We start from the raw sequence: 23,818 nt of genomic DNA on the forward strand, positions 1-23,818 counted from the left end.
ATCCTCAAGCTAGACTCTACCCGTTGTCAAAATTTGAATTTGGAATTGCTGTGTTTCCGCTCTTCTCTAGTAAGTTTTGCCACGCTAGGTTAAATTTAGGCTTCTAAATAAATTTGTTATAAAACTTTACATCGTGATAAATTTTGCGCGTATCTTGTCTTTACCCCTACTAGCTAGGCAGTTACCATTCTTCCAAAAATACTATGTCTTCTTCCTTATACAATCCATTAAAAAATATAATTGTGGAATGATTGTAATAAGAAACAATTAACTGTACTGTTGGAAGTGAATAAGCAGAAACAAAACCGAGCAGTCTTGGTCATATAGGACTACAATTTAATTTTAAAAAAATGCTGAGGCTGAAAAGCCTGTTGTAATAGGATTTTAACTAAACTTGTGTTCCGAAATCGGACCTAATTTCTATATCACTTTAATAATAATCTGGAAACCTTACTAATTAACAAAAAGGAACTAGGGAGATGCATTTCATAATAGATAGAAACTTGAGCAGACAATAGAAGCTATCGCTCTTTCATCACTCTAACGAAATAATATTCTGCAATTGTTGTTGTGAAAGGGCTTACGCAAGAATCAATATTGCGGGCTTTGTGCCAGAAATGAAAGTTCAAATGCCTAACAGTGTCTGGGCTTCAGATTTTGCCTTTGATTATTATCTTACGAAAGTTATGGAAGAGCGAAAAAAAAGGGTCATTTGGAAACGGGTAAAGAAGAGGCATAAAGGAAAACAAGACCCGTAGTATGGGAAAAAAAACAAGCAAACCCAGATATGTTGGAATTAGCTGCTGCTGGAGAAATAGACTTAAAGTACTAGATGAATCAGGGTTTTGTGCATGGAGCGAGTCAGGTTACACCTATTATCAGTAGATCACAAAGTTTTTTAGAACTCCTGCCACATGGACATTTCAGTCAAACATCCGGACATCGGAAAAGTACCTTTTAATCAGCATTTTAGCTAACAACACTAGCTGTTATATAGCGAGAGAGAACTGTTTGGCTCCTAGCTTTTGTGTCGCTCCCTCAGTAGAGTAGTACTTTTTTGGAGATGTCTAGTAATGAAAGTGATGCCTGAAGAAGCTTTAGCTATCGTGGAATCAATTCTTGGTCAAGAAACTTTAAATAATTTACAAAAATCAGTTTTTTGCCTATGCTGGGAGCAAAAAAGTTACTCCGAAATTGCTGAAGGGTTAGACTATGATGATGGATATATCAAGTATATTGGCTTTCAGTTATGGAAGTTACTTTCATCTGTATTGAAAGACAAAATTAATAAAAATAATTTTCGAGAAGCCATAATACAACGGCAGATAAATTTAGCTAATGATAGTTTGGAACAATTACCTTACATTTCCTTAAGACAATATGTAAACCCTACATCATGTAAAAAAAAATATTTTAATGACTCAAATTTTCAAGGTAATTCGCTTTATCAATCTTGGGGTGAAGCTATTGATGTATCTAATTTTAATGGACGTACATTAGAACTAGACGTATTGTCAAAATGGATTAATCAAGACTACTGCCGATTAGTTACAATTTTGGGAATCGATGGCATTGGCAAAACGGCTTTATCTGTGAAATTAGCAGAGCAAATTCAGGCACAGTTTGAATATGTTATTTGGCGATCATTACGCAATGCTCCATCTCTTGACTCATTTCTTACTGATTTAATTTGTTGTTTCGAGAAACAACAAAATTCAAGTCTATGTGAGACTATCAATCAAAAACAATCAATAGTGCTACAATATTTACAAAAACACCGTTGCCTACTCATAATTGATAACGTTGATACTATTTTATCCACTGCTGATAAATCAGAGGTCTTATACAGCAGTCATGGAGGTTGTTACCGAGACAGTTATGAAGTTTATGGCGATTTTTTTTGGCAAGTAGGAGAGGTATATCACAATAGTTGTTTGGTATTAACTTCTCGAGAGAAGCCCAAGGAAGTTGCAATTTTAGAAGGCGAAATTCTACCAGTTAGGACTTTGCAAGTGACTGGTTTAACAATATCAGACGTACTAAAAATCTTTAATACCAAAGGAAATTTTTCTGGCTCCCAAAAGGAGTGGGAGCATCTTATTCAATTATATAGCGGTAATCCTCTAACTCTAAAAGTTGTTGCCACCACGATTCATGACCTATTTAATGGTAAGGTTTCCAGTTTTTTATCTCGAAAAACAGTAGTATTCGGTGAGGTTAAAAATATACTAGAACGTCAGTTTAATCGCTTATCCAGTTTGGAGGAAGAATTAATATATTGGATATCACTTAATCGTGGAACTGTGACACTAGCAGATATAGAATGCGAGCTACTACCATTTGTATCATCTTCTCAGTTACTTGAAGCTCTAGAAACTTTAGATCGGAGATGTTTTCTTGGAAGTACTACACAGTTAATACTTGGTCGAAATATAACTTTCCTCACATTGCAACCTATTCTAGTAGAGTATGTGACTACTACTTTAATTCAAAAAGTTTGTACTGAAATTGAATCGCAAAACATTTTTATACTTAAAAAATATGCATTGAGGAAAACTCAGGCAGTAGACCACATTCAAGAAGCTCAAATTAAATTAATACTGAACCCAATCATCAAGAAGTTACTTGATAGATTTGAAGACCCAGATATAATTAAATCTCAATTAACGCAAATTCTCCTATCACTACAAACTCAATTGCCAACCGAGATAGGATATACAAGTGAAAATATCACCAACCTATTGGATCAACTTTCAAGAAACACTTGACGTAAAGCTTATGTAGAAAGGGTTTGATCAAATGAAGCTTCCTCCTTATCTTGAGATTTGGGGACCATTTGAAGACCAAAAGCTTGCGCTTTCTTCTGGAGATGTTTGAGGAGCAAATCCTGGTATTTTTGCTCATAGTATTCCATACCAGGATCAGAATATCGTCCAGCAGTTGTCCAAATTTGGGGGAGCATCCCAATTCTATTTCTTCCGAATACCTTTTATCTAAAACGCTATCATCAAATATTATGTAACCATTGTCATCAGGTTCAACTAGCTCTTTCACGTTATCCCATAGTAAACGAGGTGTTAATTTCTCTCTTTTCAAATAATAGTTAATGGCATCATGACTAATACTCTCTAAATGCTCTGCCAAATTGGTAATTGTATAATTAATTTGGCTACTTAATAAGTATTGGCAGTAACTAAGCTTAGTAAATCTCATTACCGTTAGCAAATTTATCTAATACAACTTCTACCTATTTTCTCATGAATATTTCATGCTTTGCTTCCAAGACAGCGACTTCTATTACGAAGACAAGGCTTTCAAAATCAGATTTAATTAATACTCATGTACTATCATCTGGCGATCGCATTGTGCCAGTTGCGTAAGTCCTGTTATTAAGAGGATGAGAAAGTTCTACATTAAGCCAGTATAAACGTTCAGGACTGTGATGGACTGCGTCGTGTAATCGCCAAAGCCAATTAATGTTGTTATACCGTTTCCATATGAAGATGCATAGAAAGAACCCCACCGTCTGCGGCACCTCCCCTAATTCATGGGGAAATTAGGAGGGGTAAAAATAATGTGCAGCTTCACAGAGAATTGGTATTAGAGCTTAACCGAACCGTATTGCTCCTACACTTACGCTTGTGAATTCGGATTGATACTCATCCATTAGACAAAATAACTTCAACTTCCTCTTCAGATAATTCTTCAATTTTTTCTAGGAGAAGTTCTTCAATTATTTCTGCTTGCTTTGCTACAGTCGATGCCTGAAGTAAAAGTTTACGCAATGGTAACTCAATTGGGAAAATTGCTCGCCACCGGGAAACTAATTGGGTGGCTATAAGGGAGTTTCCCCCCAGCTCAAAGAAGTTGTCATAAATACCAACTTGCTCGACCCCTAAAACTTCTTGCCACATCTCAGCGATTTGTTTTTCCAGCTTGTTAATCGGAGCAATAAGGGGTTTGCTAAGATTCGGTCTTGAATAGAGTGAGTACGAGTTTTCTTGACTGGAAGATTTTGTATCCGGTAGAGGGTCGAGATTAAAGCTACGATAGCTTCTTGCTTTTAGATCCACTGTTGAAACAACAACCTGAGTCACCTCACTTAAAGATAAAATCCGTTTAAACACTTCTAAGGCTTCTGTTTTAGTGATGGCTAATTCCTTGTTATATGCTTGCCAATTTGCCTCTTGTTTGCTGGTTGCATCCAGTTGCAATTTGTCCCAATTCACGGTTAGCCAAGGCAAGGAGTGAGTCTGGTTGTGTCGGTAAGTTAAGGCATCCATGAAAACGTTTGCTGCCGAATAAGCCGCTAATCCAAATCCTCCTAAAACCGAAGATAATGAAGAGAGGATGACACAAAAATCTAACTGCCTGCCTTGCAAGACTTTTTCTAAAACAACAATCTCGCGACATTTAGAGTCAAGCATTTGTTCTAACTCCGCTTCACCCATTTCTTGAATTGAGCAAAAATTTGTTTTGCTCATCTTTTCAGTTGAGTGAATAACTCCATGAATTTGACCGATTTTCTCAAGTGCAAGGCTTTGGTACATTTGTTCATAATTCGTAACATCTGTAACCACTACCAAAACTTCTGCCCCTAACTCTTCCAACGCTTGCAGTTTTCGGATCTTGCAACTAACCTCATTTTGGCTATCGTGAGTTTCTAACCATTGTGAGTATTCTTGCTTTTCAGGCAAAATAGAACTCTCGAGGAATATCAGTTTTGCTTGCACGGTTTGTGCCAGATACTCCGCTAGCACAACCCCAATACTTTCTAGTCCGCCAGTAATTAGGTAAACGCCCTGTTTCCTTAGCGATGTTTTTTCCACAACTGCGGAATCCAAACGCACTGGCTCAAATGTTTGCACCCAGCGATAATGATCGCGGTAGGCAACAACTAAGTCAGATGACAATGCTGTAAATTCACCTAAGATTTGGTCTATAATTTTTTCTTCTTGCCAAGTGCCTGTTTGAGGAAGAACTACATCAATACTCCGACAAGTGATGTTTTGATATTCTTGTGGAATGCTTTTACATAGCCCTAATACCATTGCTTTCTCAGAGTCTAGTGTCTCTTTACCGTTGATTGGTTGGATCTGGTTCGATACAACCCAAATTTGAAGTTGAGTAGTAATTTTTTGCCTGCTAAGAATTTGCGTTAAAAATAGCAAACTTTTGAATTCTAGATACTCGCCCGTTTGGTGCTTGCTCGAAGTGTTCACACTCCATAAATGAGCAATATTTTGGGGAATTTTACCAAGTGCAATCATTTCTTTAATCAATGCATCATAATCATCGTAATTTTGAGGATTAATAGTATAAATATCCTCACTCAGTTTGCTAAACTGCTCTGCCACCGTCACTATAGTGATATTCTTGCCTTTCTGTTTTAGTCTGTTAACTAACTCGGAACCCATACCGCACATATCAACAAATACGAGCCATCGCTCGTCTCCAGACTCTGCTTGAGACGAGGAAGTGGGATTGGGTAGCAAAGAAGGTTTCCATGACGGGATATAGAACCAGTCAGTAATGTCTAGTCTTTTGTCTAATCTTGCCAGGTTATTATCTGGAAATAATGATGGCGATTTTGCATTAATCCAGTAACGACGGCGCTCAAAGGGATAGGTGGGCAAGGAAAGACGACGACGTGGTGGCTCACAGCGATAAAATCCTGGCCAATCTACCTGTACCCCAGACAACCATATCTGACTAAATGTCTTTAACAACAATGCTGTATCCGATAGACTTTCTTGCGGATGGCGTACCGAAGCTAATACGATTTGCTCAGGCTCTTTATTTGGATGGTGATTGGCTAATTTACTCAAAGTCCGACCTGGTCCCACCTCGAGCAGAATTTGGGAGGGTTCTTTCAACAACTCTTGTAAGCCTTCCGCAAAGCGCACTGTTTGACGTAAATGCCTGGCCCAGTAACTCGGCTCTGTTACCTCTGCATCTGTTATCCATGTACCAGTGACATTTGACACGTAAGGGATGTTAAATGGCTTCAAGTTTATTTTTCTTACTCGTTCAGTAAATTGTTCTAAAATGGGAGTTATCATTTCTGAATGAAAAGCATGGGACGTATGTAGACAACGACTGTCTATACCTTGTTCAGTGAGTCGGTTTTGTAATTGGTTTACAGCCTCTTTACAACCTGAAACTACGCACAAAGATGGTCCGTTAACCGCAGCTAAGGAGAGGTTATTACCCATAAGAGATTGCACTTTCTCTTCTGAAAGTGGAACTGCAAGCATGCTTCCACTAGGAAGTTGCTGAATTAATCTTCCTCGTGCAGCTACCAGTGCCAATGCATCTTCCAGAGAAAAGACGCCAGCCAGACAAGCTGCTACATATTCACCAATGCTATGACCGATCATCGCCTGAGGATGCACTCCCCACCCCATCCATAACTTAGCTAGAGCATACTCGATCGTAAAAATTGCTGGTTGGGTAATTAGCGTTTGGTTAAGTTGCTGTGTTGCATCTTCTACTTGTTCTTTGCTTGGGTACAACACATTGCGTAGATCAAGTCCTAGATGAGGCTTGAGAAATTCTGAGCAGATATCAACAGCCCGACGAAACGTCGGTTCAACCTGATAAAGTTCCAAAGCCATATTCACATACTGCGCTCCCTGCCCTGGAAACATAAATACGATAGTTGGTTCCTTAAGCTGTTGAAAGGATGTAAAAACTTGCTGAGGATTGGATAGGTCGGGCGTTTGCTGTCCATTAACAAAGGTTGTCAGTTGTTCACACAATTGTTCACGAGAATTAATCGTGAGCGCAAGACGATGAGATAAATGTGCTCGCCCAATATTAGCAGTGAAACAAACATCTGCAAGTGACGCTTCGGGATGGGCTGTTAAGAATTCTTCATAGCGACGGGCTAGAAGTTGTAAAGCAATATTACTTTTTGCAGATAATGTCAATAGATATAGAGGGCGCTCAGCATCACTACCAGATGGAGTAATGGGTACAGGAGCCTCTGCGATTACAACATGAGCGTTAGTACCACCGAATCCAAACGAACTCACTCCTGCAAAGCGTTGTTCTGTACCTTTAGACCAGGGGTGACGTTTAGTTGGGATAAAAAATGGTTTATTTTCAAAAGAAATATGAGGATTAAGCTTTTTCAAGTGCAGATGAGGCGGGATTTCACTGTGCTGCAGAGATAGTACAACCTTAATCAATCCAGCAATTCCAGCTGCCGCCTCCAAATGACCAATATTAGTTTTGACCGAGCCAATTCCGCAAATCTGGTCTTGTGAACGTCCTTGCCCGAGTAAAGTTGTCAAAGCCTGAACCTCAATAGGATCGCCTAGAGATGTTCCTGTTCCGTGGGCTTCAATATAGCTAATTTGACTTGGTGCAACCCCAGCATTCTCCATAGCTTGGCAAATAACTGCCTGCTGAGCAAGTCCATTTGGTGCTGTAATCCCATTGCTGCGACCATCTTGATTGACCGCCGACCCTTGCACTAGTGCTAGTATTTTATCTCCGTCTCTGAGAGCATTAGAGAGGCGCTTGAGAACTACAATTCCACAGCCTTCCCCTCGTACATAACCATCAGCCCCAGCATCGAAGGTTTTGCAACGACCATCAGCCGCCATCATCTGTGCTTGAGAAAGGGAGATAGTCAAATTTGGCGACAGCATTAAGTTTACTCCTCCTGCTATCGCCAGATTACACTCACCATGACGTAAGCTTTGACAGGCTAGATGCACTGCAGTGAGCGATGAAGAGCAAGCAGTATCAACTCCCATACTAGGTCCACGTAGATCGAGATGGTAGGACAACCGATTTGCCGCAATGCTATGGGCGCTGCCAGTAGCAGTGTAAGCATTAATTAGCACAGGATCTTCCAGCAGAAACTGGGAATAATCACTAGTACTTATTCCCACAAACACTCCCGTTTGACTGCCAGCCAGTTTGTCAGGTGCCTGTCCAGCATTTTCCAGAGATTCCCATGCTACTTCTAGCAGTAGCCGTTGCTGAGGATCTATTGTCTCTGCCTCACGCGGGGAAATATTGAAGAAGTGAGGATCAAATAGGTCTACCTGCTCTAGGAAGCCACCCCAGCGGGTAATCAATTTTCCAGGTATGGCTGGATTCAGATCATAGAAAGTTTTATTATCCCATCGCTCTATAGGAACCTCAGTGATGGCATTCACTCCATTGGAAAGGATTTGCCAGAATTCTTCTGGGTTGTTGGCACCAGGAAAACGACAGCCTATACCAATAATGGCGATCGCTTCCTCCCCGAATCGCTGAGATGGGGAAAAGTAAGTTGCACTCCTCTCATCTTTATACGTATTATCGACAGCTAGATACTGAGCCAAAGCTGCAATAGAAGGATAATTCCAGACCAAGGTGGGAGTTAGGGAATGACCAAGCCAGCTCTCTAAATCCCCGACCAGAATCATAGCCTCTACAGAACCTAGTCCATAGTAGGAGAAAGGTTGATGAATGTCGATGACGGTTTCAGCTAAACTTAGCTGCCTAGTCAGCCATGAAACTAGCCAATCTTTAATAGTTTTTGTTGTTGGCAATTCTCTGTCTATGTGGGTTGACACACTAGAACTGTTCCTATTTGGAGAGGACCTTAGGAGGCTCTGTTCAGATACGATTTTGTTCCTCCACTCACCCACTACAGCGAGATTACCTGCCAAGAAGCTGACTTGGCAAGCATGGCGCTGTATTTTGCCACTGGCAGTTTTTGGGATGCTCTCGGACTCGACTAGTACCACAACATAAACCTGCAATCCTTGCTGTTCCGACACCACCTGACAAATGGCTCGAACCACATCATTAACATTTAAATTCTGCAGGTAACTACTTTCTACCTCCTGAACAACCACCAGTCTCTCTTGCCCATCTACTTCAACTGAAAATGCTGCACCGTAACCCGACCTGAGGGCTGGATGACTCTTTTCTACCAGTATTTCAATGTCTTGGGGATAATGGTTGCGACCACCGATGATGATCAAATCCTTAAGGCGACCAGTGATAAACAACTCGCCGTCCTTGAGAAAACCCAGATCCCCTGTACGTAGAAAGGGACCCTCACCAGTATTCGCCAGGTAGGCACCGAAAGTTCGTTCTGTCTCCTCCTGACGATTCCAATATCCCTGAGACACTGTGCAACCTGATACCCAAATTTCCCCGACTTCACTAGGCGAACACTGGGTCAACAATTTGGGACAGACAATAATAACCTTTGTATCAAACTCAGGACGACCACACCCTACAAGTGTATGTGCATTTTGCTCATGTTCCGAAGCCTTGATAATACGATTCTCTTTAAGCGCAGCCGCCTCAATTGTATAAAAACTAGGAACAGATGTTTTTCGTACACTTGAAATTTTAAGCGTTGCTTCTGCAAGCCCATAAGCTGGACAAAAGGCACTCCATTGGAAACCATAAGGCATAAAGACTTCTGCAAATTGTTCTAGAGTTTTTCTAGAAATCGACTCCGCGCCGTTGTAAGCCACATTCCAACTGCTTAAATCAAGAGTTGTGCGCTGCTCTGGAGTAATCTTGTGTATGCAAAGCTCATAAATGAAATTAGGACCTCCGCTATGAGTTGCCCTATATCGTGAAATCGCCTGAAGCCACCGAACAGGTTTTTGAATAACAGATTCAGGCGACATTATGTAACATAGGATTCCCTGATATACGGGTTTTAAGAGCCCATCAATGAGGCCCATATCATGAAAATGAGGTAGCCACGTCACCGCCACACTGCTCGGTGTGTGTTGAAAATCATAGTCAATGTATTCTAAATTATACAGTAAATTTCCGTGGCTTACCATTACACCTTTTGGTTTAGCTGTAGAACCAGAAGTGTACTGAAGAAAAGCTAGCGTTTCTTTATCAATTACGGGTTCTTGCCATTTTTCTGTCAAGTTATTGAGAACATTGTCTGTCGCTAGCCAGTTTAAAGCCTGCAAGTCTGGAGTATTGATAAGCTGTGGCTCTACGTTGGCTAAATAGCTTCTGTTAGTTAGCACCATTGTTGCCAGTGCATCCCCTGCAATAGCTTGAAGACGCTCCAGAGACTGGTCGGGTCGAGGTAGAGAAGCAGGGACAGCAGTCACGCCTGCATATACACAACCAAAGAAAGCAGCAATGAAATCCAAACCGGGTGGGTAGACTAGTAAGGCACGCTCACCACTCATGCCCAAAGACTGAAGCAGGGCAGCGATGGTCCGACTCTGCCTGTCCAACTCTTGATAAGTCAAGCTAGTTTCTTCTTCTTCTCCGTCTCGCAAAAAAGTGAAAGCTTTCTGATTAGGTTTGTTTAGAGATCTGTATTGTAAAAGAGCGATTAAGGTAGAAAAGTTTTGTTCATTCATGTTAGTAGCTTTAATCTATAAGTAGAACCCAAGCGGAAATTTCTAACTCCAACTGTGAGCGAGAGTCCCTTCGGGACACGCTGCGCGATCACTAATTCGTCTATCTAAACATTGGCGAGATAAAATAGAAAATTCAATTTCAACCTGATTTAACGTTCCTCGCGTGTTTAGGGGTGTAGTGAAACTCTAGTTTTTGAACAATTCTACGAGCTTCTTGCGGATCAAAAACTTCATATAATGCGGCTGGATTGTGTATGTTTAGGTTATCAATTACCAGACGAATAACGTCTGCCTCCTGGCAATAAATATCTACTAAGTCCTTCATCTGTTTTGCAAAATCAAACGAGCGTGCGTTGTTTTGTTACTTCGATGTGTCGCCAACCCGCCAATGGTTGGAAATACGCAAATAAATTAACACTTCCATTTCTCTTGTACTCGTAGTCGTAACGCTCTGGTTGATCAGGTTCTGGAGGCAATGGTTGTCTAACTTTTTCTATGAGTTAATATGGAGTCTCATCAAAACAAATTACTGGACGCTTGGGAACGCACACGGCTCGTTGTATAAATCCAATACATCTTCCATTCGCAAAACATACTCGGCATCAACTTTAGGTATGCACCACTGTTCTTTTAACCACGGTTTTACTTCGTTTTTTTTAAAGTTTGACGTACTGTTTCGTCAGAAATCGAATCAACGATACCAAGATTTACCAACTGCTCTGCTAAAAGCTGCATTGTCCAACGAGTTCGTCCTTCGGGTGCAGTCGAACAAGCGGTGGCTACCAAAAAAGCTTCTTGCTTGCCATCAAGTTTACGAGGCTTTGGGGGATGGGGACGGTCTTCAAGTGCATACTCAAGTCCCCCAACCACAAATTTTTCACGGGTGCGCTCGACGGTCGAAACATTAACTCTTAGGGTCGAATCGATCGCGTTATCTGGATAACTCTCACTCGCCATTAGAAGAATGTTCGCACGGGTAATAGTTCGTGCCTTATGCTTACCCGTTTTAGTTAGCGATTGTAAGTGTGATAACTCCGCTTCGTTTATAATCCACAATATATTTTTTTGCCATATGGTTGCTGTTTCCACTGATTGGCTATCAACAGCAGCTTCTGATGGACTCGGCTCACGATCTGCTGAAACCTTAACCCATTGGTAAAGTTTGTCGTGTATTATAAGCCATATATCATCTTTTTGCCATCTACGAAAATAGCCATAAACTGTTTGCCAGGCTGGAAAATCTCCGGGTAATGCTCGCCATGTACATCCCTGGCAAAGTACGTACATAATTGCATTTAATACTGCATAAATTGATACGTTACGAGGACGACCACCAGGTTTTGCTTTTGGAAATAGGTCTGCAATTAATTCCCACTGCTCCCATGTCAGATTGTTAGGATATGTTTTAGTCATTGCTCATAAGGTGCTGATGTCTTCAATTTCAGCTTAAGGCTTGTGAGCTTTCTTACAATAGCCCCCCACCTTTAAAACATCCTCTGAACGTTGATTGTCCCCGCAAAGTTGACTTGACAGAGTACTAGTGGTCTGTGTCATTAATTCTGGTGGGTTGTAGAGACGCGCCATGGCTCGTCTCTACAGGTTTTCTGCAATTTAATAACCTGTCAAAACTAATGACATGAACCACTAGTTCATTTTTACTTTGCTGGAGTCCCAATTCAATGCAAGTTCGTAACCCATAAAGATTCAAGATTGGGCTAAGGCATAAACTTCCTCGTCAGCAAGCACTCGATTTTCCGTACGAGCCTTTGCCAAAATCTTGTTCACCACTTGGTCTTCCACTTTTAATCCTTTGCGGAATAATAGAAAACGCACGTTAGAGTGACCACTATAGGGACCGACTTGTATGCTGTAGTCCAAGCCGACTAAGCGAGGGTCAACCCCGGAATAAACCAACGCAGCAATTTCTGGTTCTCCTAAGATTTCTGCCTTAAGGATAGCCGATGCATGGACGCCCGCTTGAGTAAGAAAGGCGTTGGCTCCGAAGACTGGGTAATTAGTTGGAAGTGTCAGTTGGCAAACTTTGCTTACTTCGGTACAGTAGGCATTTAAACCAGAAATGTCTCCAGACCAAAGACCCTGAATCTTTAAGTTTACTAACGTTAGTTCCAATGGGATGTTACCCGATCGCTCGCCAATACCCAGTGCTGTGCAATGAACGCGGTCTACACCCGCACTCACGGCTGCGAGGTTATTCGATACCCCTAATCCACGATCATTATGACCGTGGAACTCTAGTTTTACATCAAAACCATGTTCATCCAGAAACCTTCGGAAATGCTTTACCAATCGCTCAGTACCTATAGGCGTTAAATGACCAACTGTGTCACATAAGGCAACTGTTTCAGCCCCTTCCTCAATCGCAGCCCGGAAAAGGCGTTCCAAAACTTCTGGTTCGGTTCTGGTAGTATCTTCAGTGCCAAAACTAACAGGCAAGCCAAGTTTGGCAGCCAAACCGATGCCATAGCGCGTCAGGCGTTCCAGTTCATCTAAATCATGTGCGTCGAGGTAGCGGCGCATGGGAGAGCAAGCCAGAAATAACCAAGCAGCTACAGAACGACCACTTGCCTGTTGAATTCGGGCAATAGCCTGAATGTCTGCTTCTACCATACGACCCAGTAACGCCAAGCGGATGTTCAGTCCTCGCTTCTGCGCTCCTTGACATAAAGCAAGAGCTTCCTGATAAGCTATCTCTTGGGCTGGAAAACCTACTGCTGCCGTATAAATACCTAAGGAATCAGCCATAGCTAACAGGTCAAGCTTCTCCTCTTCAGAAGGTAGACGAGGAACACCTCCTTGGAGACCGTCCCGAAGCGTCTCATCGCACAGTTGAATAGTTTTTGGGTTAAATTTTGGTTCTTCATTCCAATCGTGGATCAAATTTGAGGCTTTCATGATTGCGTCTTTTATAAAAAAATTGCTTGAGACTGTTTAGACTTCTAGTTGGTTAGTTATGTGTCCTCTAATTGCTGAGATAGCCACTACTCGAGGGGAAGCAAGATAGTTTTTGGCACTCGGATCTCCGCTACGCCCTTTGAAGTTGCGGTTGGTAGCATAAATTCCTATTTCTTCTTTTCCTAACCCCCCTAGTCCGGCATTAATACAAGCTCCACAGCCAGATTTTAGTAGTTGCACGCCAGCCTCTTCAAAAATCTTTAAGTAGCCCAACTGCTCAGCGTTTTGGCGCACTTCTTGGGAAGCTGGAACCACGAAGAGATCTACCCCAGAAGCAACATGACGATCTTTTAACACCTCAGCAGCCTGAGCAAGATCAAAGAGCTTTCCTCCCGTGCAAGAGCCAATAAAAGCTCGGGTAATAGGTACTTCCCCCAATTCATTAATCCCAACTACTTGGTCTGGTTTGGGAGGACAAGCCACTTGCGGCTCTAAACCACTCAAGTCAAACTGATAAATCTTTTCGTAATAGGCATTAGGGTCACTAGTAAATTCTTCAAATGAAGCCTGATTACGATTCTTGATGTACTCACGGGTGATTTCATCTGGGGCAATCAAACCACACATAGCTCCACACTCGATCGCCATATTAGCCAATGTCATACGCTCTTCCATTGGCAACTGGTCGATAATGCTGCCTCGGAATTCTATAACCTTACTTGTGGCACCATCACAGCCGATTTTTCCAAGGATAAAGAGCATAATGTCCTTAGCACTTAGGTAATTCGGTAAAGTTCCTTCTAATACAAGAAGTAAAGTTTGAGGAACCCGAATCCACATATCCCCCATGGCAAAAATATTTGCCATATCCGTAGTTCCAACTCCAGTAGAAAAACATCCGAAAGCACCGTAAGTACAGGTGTGGGAGTCTGTCCCTGCTACAAGTATACCTGGATGTATAAAGCCCTTTTCCGGTAGGAGAACATGACAAATACCAGCGGCTTCACCTGGCGAAACAACATCTAATAAATGACAACCTTGTTTCTTTGCAAACTGCACCATTTCTTGGTACAGCATTTTAGTTTTGGGGTCTACCCGCACATCATCAGTTTGGATAAAGTGATCTGCTACCAAAACGACTCGGTTCGATTCCCACAGCCTTGCCTCTTCCCCAAAATGCTTGTAAAAAACTCTGGCAACTGGTCCGACTACCGCATCATGAGACATCGCTAAATCGACTTTGGCAAAAACTGTCTCACCGGCTTGGACGTAAGAATTGCCTGAAGCACGCGCCAGAAGTTTTTCAGACATGGTCATCGGTCTAGCAGAAGTTAAACTTCTGGAAACAGAGACATGGCAATTTTGACGCTTTTGATTGAAGGAGGTCAGACCGCCACTATTCACAATTGCTTCTACTATCGAGTCAGTGTGAGGTTGTTCGATTATTTCTAAACTCAGACCGATATTAATACTGTTGCGGTAAAAAATTTCAGCAAAAGAACGGGCGCGGACTTTTTTAATTCCGGCTGCCTTAATGGCGATGGGGGCATGTTCCCGGCTAGAACCACAACCGAAATTGCGTCCCGCTTCGATTACTTCATAACCCAAAAGATTCCCTTCACCAATGAGATGCTCAAAAGCATAGTGCTTTAAATGATCTGGTTCCGCATTGGTGCAACGATTTGCAGGTGTAATATCATCAGTGTTGATATCATCTCCAAGAATCAACACTTTAGGTTCTGTACTCATTAGTTTTACTTACTTAAAACGGCTAATTGAGAAATTTCATGGACTAAAAGGTCAGCTAATGCTTCCGTACCTATCGAGATTTCTTGGTTCTTAGGAGCTAGGTCTGGTGTGCGATAGCCTTGGTTCAAAATCCTTTCCTGAGCTTGAATCAGGGTCTGGGCAGCATCGTTTTCGCCCCACTGCTGAAGCATTAATACTACTGCCCCAATGGTTCCCAGAGGATTAGCAATGCCCCGACCTGCAATATCCGGTGCTGTGCCATGAATAGCTTCGTATAATCCGAAACCCTCTGCGTTTAAACTAGCAGATGCTAATAATCCTATTGAACCTACTAATGCTCCTCCAATATCGGTGAGGATGTCCCCAAACAGATTCCCAGCAAGAATGACATCAAAACGCTTGGGGTTACGCACCAACTGCATGGCTAAATTGTCTACCAACATTGGCTCTACCACAACTCCTGGAAAATCTACTGACTCCTCTTGTACTAAACGGCTCCAAGGCAAATGGGGTAAAGCATTTTCTTTATGAGCCACGGTGAGTAAGCCCCGGCGCTCTTTAGCCTTTTGTAAACTTACTCTAGCTATCCGGCGAATCTCCCAATCGTGGTAGCGCATAGTGTGATAGCCATAAGAGCCATTTTCATCTTCATCTCGCCTGGAAGGACCAAAGTAAATTCCACTTACCAGCTCCCGGATAAACAGTATATCTAGGTCTTGTATCCGGTCAGACTGAAGGCTAGATTTATCCAACAGATTTTTAAATATCCGGACAGGGCGAAGGTTGATAAAAAAGTCGAAGTGTTTACGTAGCTCTAAAAGCCCACCACTTGACACTGCTCCAAAAAGAATACCATCAGCACCTTCACACAGTTGGATGGTTTCTTTTGGCAAATAATTTCCTAGAATATCTAATGCTGCTTTTCCAATCAAGCCATAGTCCACGTCTACAGAAAAACCTTCGAGTTTGGCAACCTGTTGGAGAACCTTCAAAGAAGCTTCTACCACTTCTGGTCCAATCCCTTCGCCTTTAAGAACCACCAGACGATAATGTTTAGACATTTAAAGCTCCTTGCTCAAATAGCTCAACCACTTCTTCAGTAGTAAAACAGCGTTCTTCTTTAGTAGAAAGGGATTTGATAGCCAAGCGCATTTGATTGTAGTGGTCTCTTGAGAGAGTTTTTTGCAGGCGCTTCTCAAAAAGGTACTGAAAATTGCTAGCACCACTACATTTACCAAACCATATCTCTAGTTCTTCATAAGAAAAAATAGAGTAGCTCTTAGGATCTTGTAAAAAAGAATTGATATGGATACCCGTTTCGTGACGTAGGGCTGCATTAGAGTAAGGTAAAGCAGCGCGAGCCCCTACCTGAGTCAGATAGTCTGTAACTCGCGCAACGACATCATAGTCAATCCCTTCTACCTCTACGCCAAAGCGTAGCCTTAGGCCATTTAAAACCTGATCTAGTGCCACATTTCCTGCACGTTCCCCAATTCCTCCAAAAGTGCCTGATACCATCGATGCTCCAGCTACTAATGCTTGTAGTGTATTTTCGAGAGCCATACCTAAGTCGTTGTGAAAATGTACTGCCAATGGTGGATAATTTGTGGCTTTCAAAAGGTTGTTAATCCACCCATAAGTTTTGTCTGGGCTGAGGATACCTACGGTATCACAGAGCATGAAGTGTTCAATGTAAGGATTGAATTCGCAGATACACTGTACTAAGAAGTCAAAATCAGCTCGACTGGCATCTTCAGCCGCGAATTCTACTTTTAAACCGATCTCTTCGCTTGTGGCATAACGCAAACTTTCCAAAACCCGATTAACCATACTTTGACGTACATGGTTAAGAATAACTTGTGGGATATTATCATCTACTGTTTTACCATGAAGTAATACAGACCGCCGGATATCTGGATCTCTTAGAAATAACAATCGGTCGGAAACTGCATTAAAGAGGATAATTCTTTCTACTCCGCAAGCTTTGGCTTGGTCGATGAATTGTTTACCTATCATCGTGGCTGGGGTGATTATGCTACCAAAACCTTCTTTAACCAGTGACTGCACTAGCCGTTCCTCAGTTTCACTGATAGCAGGCATAATATCTATTCGATGCACCCCACTTTGAGCAATGAGACGTGCTAGAGATTGTTTCGTTTCGTAATTGAAGAAAAGCCCAGCTTGTTGTTCTCCGTCTCGGAGGGTTTCGTCAAAAATAATAAGTGGAATCTTTTGCACGATACACCTCAGTGTTTAACTTAACTATAGTTTTGCAAAAATGGATAAGGGTTTTGCGGCTTAGATAGATAAAATTAGTTTAATATCCAAGTTTGAGTTATTAATAATTCATTCAATATTATAATTTATACTTTGTCAATGACTAAAAGTTTCAATAAAGTTAGTAACTTAATTTAGTAGCTATTGAACTGAGCGATGGGACAGCGCTCAATACTACTCGGATAAGTGAAAATTAGAAACCCGATTTCGCAGAAGTTACTGGGTTTCTAACACCTCAAATATCCTTAACCAAGCAGTATTGGGACAGCGCTACAGCTTTGTGGCAGATTAGCCCTCTTCCATCACTCTTGAAGAAAGCAATCGCTGTAAGGCTCACGAGACTTCACTTTCCAGGCTTTGGCTACATTTTTGAATTTATATTAGAAAATAAAGCCTCAAACCTTGATTTAGTTATAGTTTCAGTTTTCTGCTTCGATTATTGTTTTCTGAGAGTGATGGAAGAGCGTTAGGGAGTACCAAAAAATAAATTACCCAACTGTAGGGTGTGTTAAGCGCATAGATATGTAGAATTTTCATTGTGTACTCACTTCATGCGCCGTAACGCACCATCTTAAGTGCTGTGATTGGAGATTTTTTTAATTGGAAGTCCTCAAAGACCCAAATAAAAGTTATATTTTCTACTAACTTTTTAATAACTGACAAATCTGAACAATTCTTTTAGGATGAAATAAATGTTCGTTTTAACCCCAACTATAGGTTTTGTTAGGGACTTCCAATGTGATTGAATGAAAATCGCTGACAAAAAATCAGGCTTTAGAAAAGAGATGCGTAAAGCGTCCATACAAGCTAAAAAGATGCCCTAAAAAGAAATCTTGGTAGAAGCTGAATGAAAGGGCAATTCAAAGCTATATCAAAAGAATGCAAATCTTTAGTAACTAAGAGAGAATGTGTGTCATGAGTTACAATAGAATTAATCAATTTGATGTATTAATTTTGGGTTCTGGACTTGCAGGCTCGATTTTGGCAACAATTTTAGCAAAACATAATGTTAGAGTCTTGATGATCGACAAGGGATCTCATCCAAGATTTGCGATCGGAGAAGCAATGACGCCTGACACAGATTTAATGATGAGTATTCTCAGTTATCAATATCTTGTTCCTGAAATCGCACACTTGAGTTCTTTCGATAATATCTGCAACAATATTTCACCATCTGCTTGTGGATTAAAGCGCTCGTTTAACTTTATATATCATCAGGAAGGAAAAGAACAGACTTTACAAAATACCAATAAAGTTGGTGTTCCCGCAAGCAGTCATTTATATCGTCAAGATATAGACCAATACATGGCGAAAGTTGCTGTTAATTATGGAGTGAAACTTTTAGAAAATACTAAAATTTTAGATATAACAATAGACAAAAAAGGTGTTCTAGTTAAACTAGAGGATAACGAGCAGTTTACTGCTAATTATTTAGTTGATGCCAGTGGTCATAATTCTCCGATTAGTCAAAAATTTAATTTACGAGAAAATCCAACCAGGTTAAAAACTCATTCAAGAAGTATTTTTACTCACATGACTGGTGTTAAAAAATATGATGATTGTATTCATTCAAGCGGAGAAAGTCAAGATAAACTGCTTTGGTATCAAGGTACTCTTCATCACATATTTGACGGCGGGTGGATGTGGGTTATTCCATTTAATAATCATGAAAAATCAAATAATCCAATTTGTAGTGTAGGACTAAACTTAGATTCTCGGCGTTTTCCCAAAACTGATATATCTCCTGAACAAGAATTTCAAAATTTCCTTTCACGATTTCCTGGAATCAGTATGCAGTTTGAAAATGCTAAACCTGTTCGTAATTGGGTATCAACAGATCGCCTGCAATATTCATCACGTTCATGTGTAGGAGAACGTTTTTATCTACTCCCTCATGCAGCAGGATTTATCGACCCTCTTTATTCCTTTGGATTAGTAAACAGTTGTACGATTATCAGTCCCTTAGCTTCTAAAATTATAAAGGCTATTTTAGAGAATGATTATTCAACAGAGAATTTTACTGAACTTGAGAGTTTGCAACAAAAGCTTTTTGATTATAATGATAAATTAGTTAACTGTTCATACATTTCTTTTGCTAACTTTAACCTTTGGGATGCTTGGAGACGAATTTGGATAATTGGAAGTTTTGTGCGGCAAGCGAAAGCAGGACTTAGAAAAAGATTAAAAATTGCCGCAGGTAAGGCTAAAGAGTTATCAGAAGATAATTGCCAAGAAAGAATAGATGGTTTAACTCCTGGTTTTGAAGGATTAGCTGACGAGTTTTTTGAAGAAGCTACTGCAACTATCGAAAAATTTGAAGCCGGGTTACTATCTCCAGATGAGGCTGCAAACCACATTATGTCTTTGATAAACTCAATTGATTTTTTACCAAAGAATCTTTTAAATTTAGGAGATATATCACAAAAACATATAGATGGAGCATCTGAGTTTTTTCACTCCGAGTATTCGCGTTTTTTGTCTTGGATTAAGGATTCTAACAAACCAGAAATTAAAAAGTATTTTGACTACGATGTAGAAGATTTGATAACTGCAAGCAAGTTGGCTATAGGGCATAATTAAAACCATTTGCATACCTGATAGAGTCTTATCAGATTTTGGTGATTGTTTGAGGTCTTGATGTGTCGCTACCGCCTAACTGTCTACGCTGAGATGCCAGCTTAATCTTATGACGGAAAACTTTAACAAAAACGGAAAAACTCTGAGCAAACTCCCTAATGGTCCTCAAATGCCAGGAGTATTACAGTGGTTACAGTGGCTTGTTCGCCCTCTTGAATTTTTAGATGCTTGTCACCAGAAGTATGGCGATATTTTCACCATACGGTTCAATAATACACCAGTCGTACTCTTTAGTAACCCTCAAGCAATTCAGGAAGTTTTGAATGCTGATCCCAACTTATTTGAGGTAGGTAAAGACTTAGCAGTTTTACGACCCCAAGTAGGAAATGAGTCACTGCTATTGTTAAACGGTAGTCGCCACCGTCGCCATCGCCAGCTATTAATGCCTCCATTTCATGGAGAACGGATGCGCGTTTATGGTCAGGTAATTTGTAATATTACTGAAGAAGTTATTCAGCAATGGAAAATTGGACAACCTTTTGAGGTTCGTTCATTTATGCAGGACATTTCCTTACAAGTCATGCTGCGTACTGTGTTTGGTTTGAAGGAAGGACCCCGTTTTCAAAAGTTGGCAAGTCTGTGGACAGCAGTCCTAGAACTAAGTTCTGGAAACCCCTTAAATACTAGTTTGTTGTTTCTACCTGGATTGCAAAAAGATTTAGGTAATTGGAGCCCGTGGGGACGCTTCCTGCGTCAAAAAGAGCAAATTGACAAAATTATCTACAGTGAGATTAGCCAACGTCGGGAGCAATTTGATCCGACTCTTACCGATATCTTGTCTTTGCTGATGTCTGCTATTGATGAAGCAGGTCAGCACATAACAGATGTAGAATTACATGATGAATTGCTGACCTTGCTGCTAGCTGGTAACGAAACAACTGCTGGAGCAATGACCTGGGCATTGTATTGGATTTACCGTACCCCAGAAGTACGGGATAAACTCTTACACGAATTAGATACCTTAGGTCCTTCCCCAGACCCCAGTGCGATCGCTAAACTTCCTTATCTTAATGCAGTTTGCCAGGAAACGCTGCGGATTTCCCCCGTTGTGATAATTGTAGCTCCTCGAATTCTCAAATCACCTTTCAAGCTAATGGGTTATGAGTTTGATGCAGATACAGGACTTGCTCCGTGCATTTATTTGACGCACCGTCAGCAAGACATATATCCAGAGCCGGACCGCTTTAAGCCAGAGCGCTTTCTGGAACGCCAGTTTTCTCCCTACGAGTATTTACCCTTTGGGGGTAGCAATCGTCGCTGTATTGGTTTTGCATTCGCGCCATTTCAAATGAAGTTGGTATTAGCAACTGTTTTATCGCGCTTGCAACTGGAAGTGGTTGATCAACACCCCATCAAGTCTGAACGCCGTGGTGTGATCATCTCACCTCCTCGTGGATTGAAAATGATTGTGACGGACAAGCATAGTGTTGCAAAAACTATTTAAGGGCAGAAAAATGCTATTGAGTTGGATCTGTTCAAACCTCGTCTACGTTGAAACCCGTATTTTTTCCTCGTCAGGGTCAAGGTGATTTTTCACCCAGAAGCGATGCTTGCGGCGGGCTACGCCTACGCTAATTTCAAAGGGGTTGGAATTAATATCTTGTTCAAATAAATGAACGAGTTCAATCAGTTCTGTAGAAGAATGATAATGTGTATGATAAGTAACATCTTCACGTAACCACTGCCAGAGGTGTTCGACAGGCATAAAATCAGGGCTATAACCAGGTAAGGGTTCCAGGTTCATTTGTAACACTTCCAATGCTTCTTTTACAGCTTGCGCCCGGTGATAAGGCGCACCATCCCAAATTCAAGTGATGTCGCGATCGCAGGCTACAATTCTTCATAAGTAAGTCGGCGCAAATAATTATCACTGGTTTATAGTTGCGATACATGCGCTCTCTGCGCTACTACGAGCCAAATATCAAGATTTTACTTTTCGTTACATGGTTTGATTTTTTCTCACCGACTTACTTATGTGTGGTAGTTTGTAATTGCAAAAATTGTTTGATTTTAGACCAAGACAGCCTAAATTGGTACAAATCGGGTGAATAAGGTGGTAAAGATATCACCTTTGCTCCAGCCGCCTCAATCGCAGCGACATTAATCTACTCACTTTTAAGTGTTTAATCCGTTTTTCAAACACTTCCTTAAACAATCACTAGAAAGAAAAGTAAGAAACCAATGTTTAATTCCCTTTATTTGGATTGTCTAAACTCTGCGGAGCAAAATAGCATTCAAGAAAATGTGATGAAACTGTTTGAAAACTCAACTGATTCGGTTAAAGCCGAACGAGAAATGGATGAACATATTAATGCTATAGTTAAAAATTTTCTCCGAACCATTAACAGCAGTAGTGACATAGAAATTAGTGAGTTGATAGAAAATTTCACTAATAGTAAATTTCCGTCAAAAACTGTTAATAATAAAACTTATGTAAATAAGTTATATGAGCAAGTTGTAACTCATTCGATTCATACATCTTCACCGCGATTTATTGGTCACATGAATGCCGCACTTCCCTACTTTGTGAGACCAATAGCAAAATTAATGACGGCGATGAATCAAAATTTAGTTAAAACAGAAACAGCAAAAGCTTTAACTCCTTATCAACGTCAAGTCTTAGCAAAGATACATCGCTTAATATATGATTTTCCTGAGGAATTTTACTCACAGCATATTCAAAATCCCCAAAGTACACTAGGTATTATAGTTTCTGGTGGAACAATCGCCAATATTACAGCTCTCTGGTGTGCTCGCAATGCTTCTTTAGGACCAAAAGATGGTTTTACTGGCGTTACAAATGAAGGTTTAGCAGCAGCATTAAATTGTTATGGTTACAACGGAGCAGTTGTGATTGGCTCTAGCTTAATACATTACTCGTTTGAAAAAGCTGCAGACTTATTGGGGATTGGTGCACATGGCTTAATTAAAGTACCAGCGAACCACAAGAACCAGATTGACTTACAAGCACTACGTCAAACCATAAGAAAGTGTCGCGCTCAAAACCAACATATTATCGCGATCATTGGAGTTGCTGGTACTACAGACTCTGGCGGTGTAGATTCACTTTCAGATATCGCCCACATTAGCCAAGAAGCTAATGTTCATTTTCACGTAGATGCCGCTTGGGGTGGACCAGTTATCTTTTCTCAAAAACATCGGCATAAACTTGCTGGTCTCGAAAAAGCAGATTCAGTAACCATTGATGGACATAAACAAATGTATCTACCAATGGGTATTGGTATGCTTTTTCTGCGCGATCCTAAAAAGGCAGAAGTGATAGAAAAACAGGCACCCTATGCCGTGCGTAAAAAGTCAGTTGATCTAGGTAAACGCGCTTTGGAAGGTTCTTGTCCAAGTACAGTGTTGTTATTGGATGCCGGGCTAAATCTTATTGGTGTTAAAGGGTATGAGTTTTTGATTAATGAAGGAATCCGAAAAACTCAATATCTAGCAAATTGCATTTCGGCTATGCCTGAATTTGAATTGTTGGCAGAACCGGATCTCAACATTCTCATCTATCGCTATATCCCTGATTCTTTGAAAGAAAATGCTACTAAAGGGAAATTGACTAAAATAGAGAACGAATTTCTCAACAGATTCAATCATCAACTACAAAAAGATCAGCGTCATGCTGGTCGCACTTTTGTCTCACGGACAACAACTAATACCACACGCTATGGACAAGATATCCCCTTAGTGGCGCTGCGGTCTGTCATTGCTAATCCCCTTACCACTGAAGATGATATCGATGCTGTGTTAAACGATCAGATAAAGATAGCGACAGAAATAGTTATTAGATAAACAAAAAACGTAGCGGTATTGAAACTGATGTAGCAAAGCTAGCAGAAATGATTGAGGAACTTCTTCTCAAAAAAATAGAA

At 40.8% G+C, this 23,818-nt stretch carries 11 protein-coding genes and 2 pseudogenes; 4 read left to right on the top strand and 9 right to left on the bottom strand.

The window, feature by feature from the left end; genetic code table 11:
- Positions 1-1,073: 1,073 nt before the first annotated feature.
- Positions 1,074-2,768, top strand: coding sequence for an NB-ARC domain-containing protein (locus RM368_RS12550; protein ID WP_322694353.1), 1,695 nt, complete (start codon positions 1,074-1,076; stop codon positions 2,766-2,768).
- A gap of 891 nt (positions 2,769-3,659) precedes the next feature.
- Here the strand turns inward: RM368_RS12550 and RM368_RS12555 are convergent.
- The 8 genes and pseudogenes from RM368_RS12555 to RM368_RS12590 all read right to left on the bottom strand — a co-directional run bounded on the left by RM368_RS12555 (position 3,660) and on the right by RM368_RS12590 (position 17,258).
- Entirely contained in the window at positions 3,660-10,358 is a 6,699-nt protein-coding gene (locus tag RM368_RS12555) for a polyketide synthase (RefSeq protein WP_322694354.1), read from the bottom strand.
- Positions 10,359-10,497: 139 nt separating this feature from the next.
- Positions 10,498-10,698 (bottom strand): annotated as a pseudogene (locus RM368_RS12560) (transposase); the annotation flags it as partial.
- A gap of 302 nt (positions 10,699-11,000) precedes the next feature.
- The gene (locus tag RM368_RS12565; protein WP_322694421.1) at positions 11,001-11,315 is read right to left on the bottom strand and encodes a helix-turn-helix domain-containing protein; all 315 of its coding nucleotides are present in this window, start codon (positions 11,313-11,315) and stop codon (positions 11,001-11,003) included.
- 114 nt (positions 11,316-11,429) lie between these two features.
- A pseudogene (locus tag RM368_RS12570) lies at positions 11,430-11,771 on the bottom strand (transposase); the annotation flags it as partial.
- 291 nt (positions 11,772-12,062) lie between these two features.
- Positions 12,063-13,271 (bottom strand): LeuA family protein, encoded by a 1,209-nt coding sequence (locus RM368_RS12575; protein WP_322694355.1) that lies wholly within the window; start codon positions 13,269-13,271, stop codon positions 12,063-12,065.
- A 36-nt stretch (positions 13,272-13,307) separates the two neighbouring features.
- Entirely contained in the window at positions 13,308-15,020 is a 1,713-nt protein-coding gene (locus RM368_RS12580; RefSeq protein ID WP_322694356.1) for an aconitase/3-isopropylmalate dehydratase large subunit family protein, read from the bottom strand.
- Between the two features lie 5 nt (positions 15,021-15,025).
- Positions 15,026-16,081: a 3-isopropylmalate dehydrogenase gene (gene leuB, locus RM368_RS12585; protein WP_322694357.1), complete on the bottom strand. Its 1,056-nt coding sequence runs from the start codon at positions 16,079-16,081 to the stop codon at positions 15,026-15,028.
- Complete coding sequence (locus RM368_RS12590) at positions 16,074-17,258, bottom strand: 2-isopropylmalate synthase (RefSeq protein ID WP_322694358.1); 1,185 nt, start codon at positions 17,256-17,258, stop codon at positions 16,074-16,076. The genes leuB and RM368_RS12590 overlap by 8 nt, the downstream gene beginning before the upstream one ends.
- Positions 17,259-18,212: 954 nt before the next feature.
- On the opposite strand from RM368_RS12590, the gene RM368_RS12595 reads away from it, so the two are divergent.
- Positions 18,213-19,877, top strand: a complete 1,665-nt coding sequence (locus RM368_RS12595; RefSeq protein ID WP_322694359.1) for an NAD(P)/FAD-dependent oxidoreductase — start codon at positions 18,213-18,215, stop codon at positions 19,875-19,877.
- A 106-nt stretch (positions 19,878-19,983) separates the two neighbouring features.
- The gene (locus RM368_RS12600) at positions 19,984-21,378 is read left to right on the top strand and encodes a cytochrome P450 (RefSeq protein WP_322694360.1); all 1,395 of its coding nucleotides are present in this window, start codon (positions 19,984-19,986) and stop codon (positions 21,376-21,378) included.
- A 42-nt stretch (positions 21,379-21,420) separates the two neighbouring features.
- Here the strand turns inward: RM368_RS12600 and RM368_RS12605 are convergent, their stop codons facing one another.
- The gene (locus tag RM368_RS12605; protein ID WP_322694422.1) at positions 21,421-21,741 is read right to left on the bottom strand and encodes a transposase; all 321 of its coding nucleotides are present in this window, start codon (positions 21,739-21,741) and stop codon (positions 21,421-21,423) included.
- Between the two features lie 374 nt (positions 21,742-22,115).
- On the opposite strand from RM368_RS12605, the gene RM368_RS12610 reads away from it, so the two are divergent.
- Positions 22,116-23,738 carry an aminotransferase class V-fold PLP-dependent enzyme gene (locus RM368_RS12610; RefSeq protein WP_322694361.1) on the top strand — a complete coding sequence of 541 codons (1,623 nt, stop codon included), beginning with the start codon at positions 22,116-22,118 and terminating at the stop codon, positions 23,736-23,738.
- Positions 23,739-23,818: the final 80 nt, after the last annotated feature.

The organism is Nostoc sp. DedSLP03, from assembly GCF_034530815.1.
Lineage (GTDB): Bacteria > Cyanobacteriota > Cyanobacteriia > Cyanobacteriales > Nostocaceae > Nostoc.

Coding starts and splice junctions, on each gene's coding strand:
- RM368_RS12550 (WP_322694353.1), top strand. CDS start 1,074: ATGAAAGTGATGCCTGAAGAAGCTTTAGCTATCGTGGAATCAATTCTT.
- RM368_RS12555 (WP_322694354.1), bottom strand. CDS start 10,358: ATGAATGAACAAAACTTTTCTACCTTAATCGCTCTTTTACAATACAGA.
- RM368_RS12565 (WP_322694421.1), bottom strand. CDS start 11,315: ATGGCGAGTGAGAGTTATCCAGATAACGCGATCGATTCGACCCTAAGA.
- RM368_RS12575 (WP_322694355.1), bottom strand. CDS start 13,271: ATGAAAGCCTCAAATTTGATCCACGATTGGAATGAAGAACCAAAATTT.
- RM368_RS12580 (WP_322694356.1), bottom strand. CDS start 15,020: ATGAGTACAGAACCTAAAGTGTTGATTCTTGGAGATGATATCAACACT.
- leuB (WP_322694357.1), bottom strand. CDS start 16,081: ATGTCTAAACATTATCGTCTGGTGGTTCTTAAAGGCGAAGGGATTGGA.
- RM368_RS12595 (WP_322694359.1), top strand. CDS start 18,213: ATGAGTTACAATAGAATTAATCAATTTGATGTATTAATTTTGGGTTCT.
- RM368_RS12600 (WP_322694360.1), top strand. CDS start 19,984: ATGACGGAAAACTTTAACAAAAACGGAAAAACTCTGAGCAAACTCCCT.
- RM368_RS12610 (WP_322694361.1), top strand. CDS start 22,116: ATGTTTAATTCCCTTTATTTGGATTGTCTAAACTCTGCGGAGCAAAAT.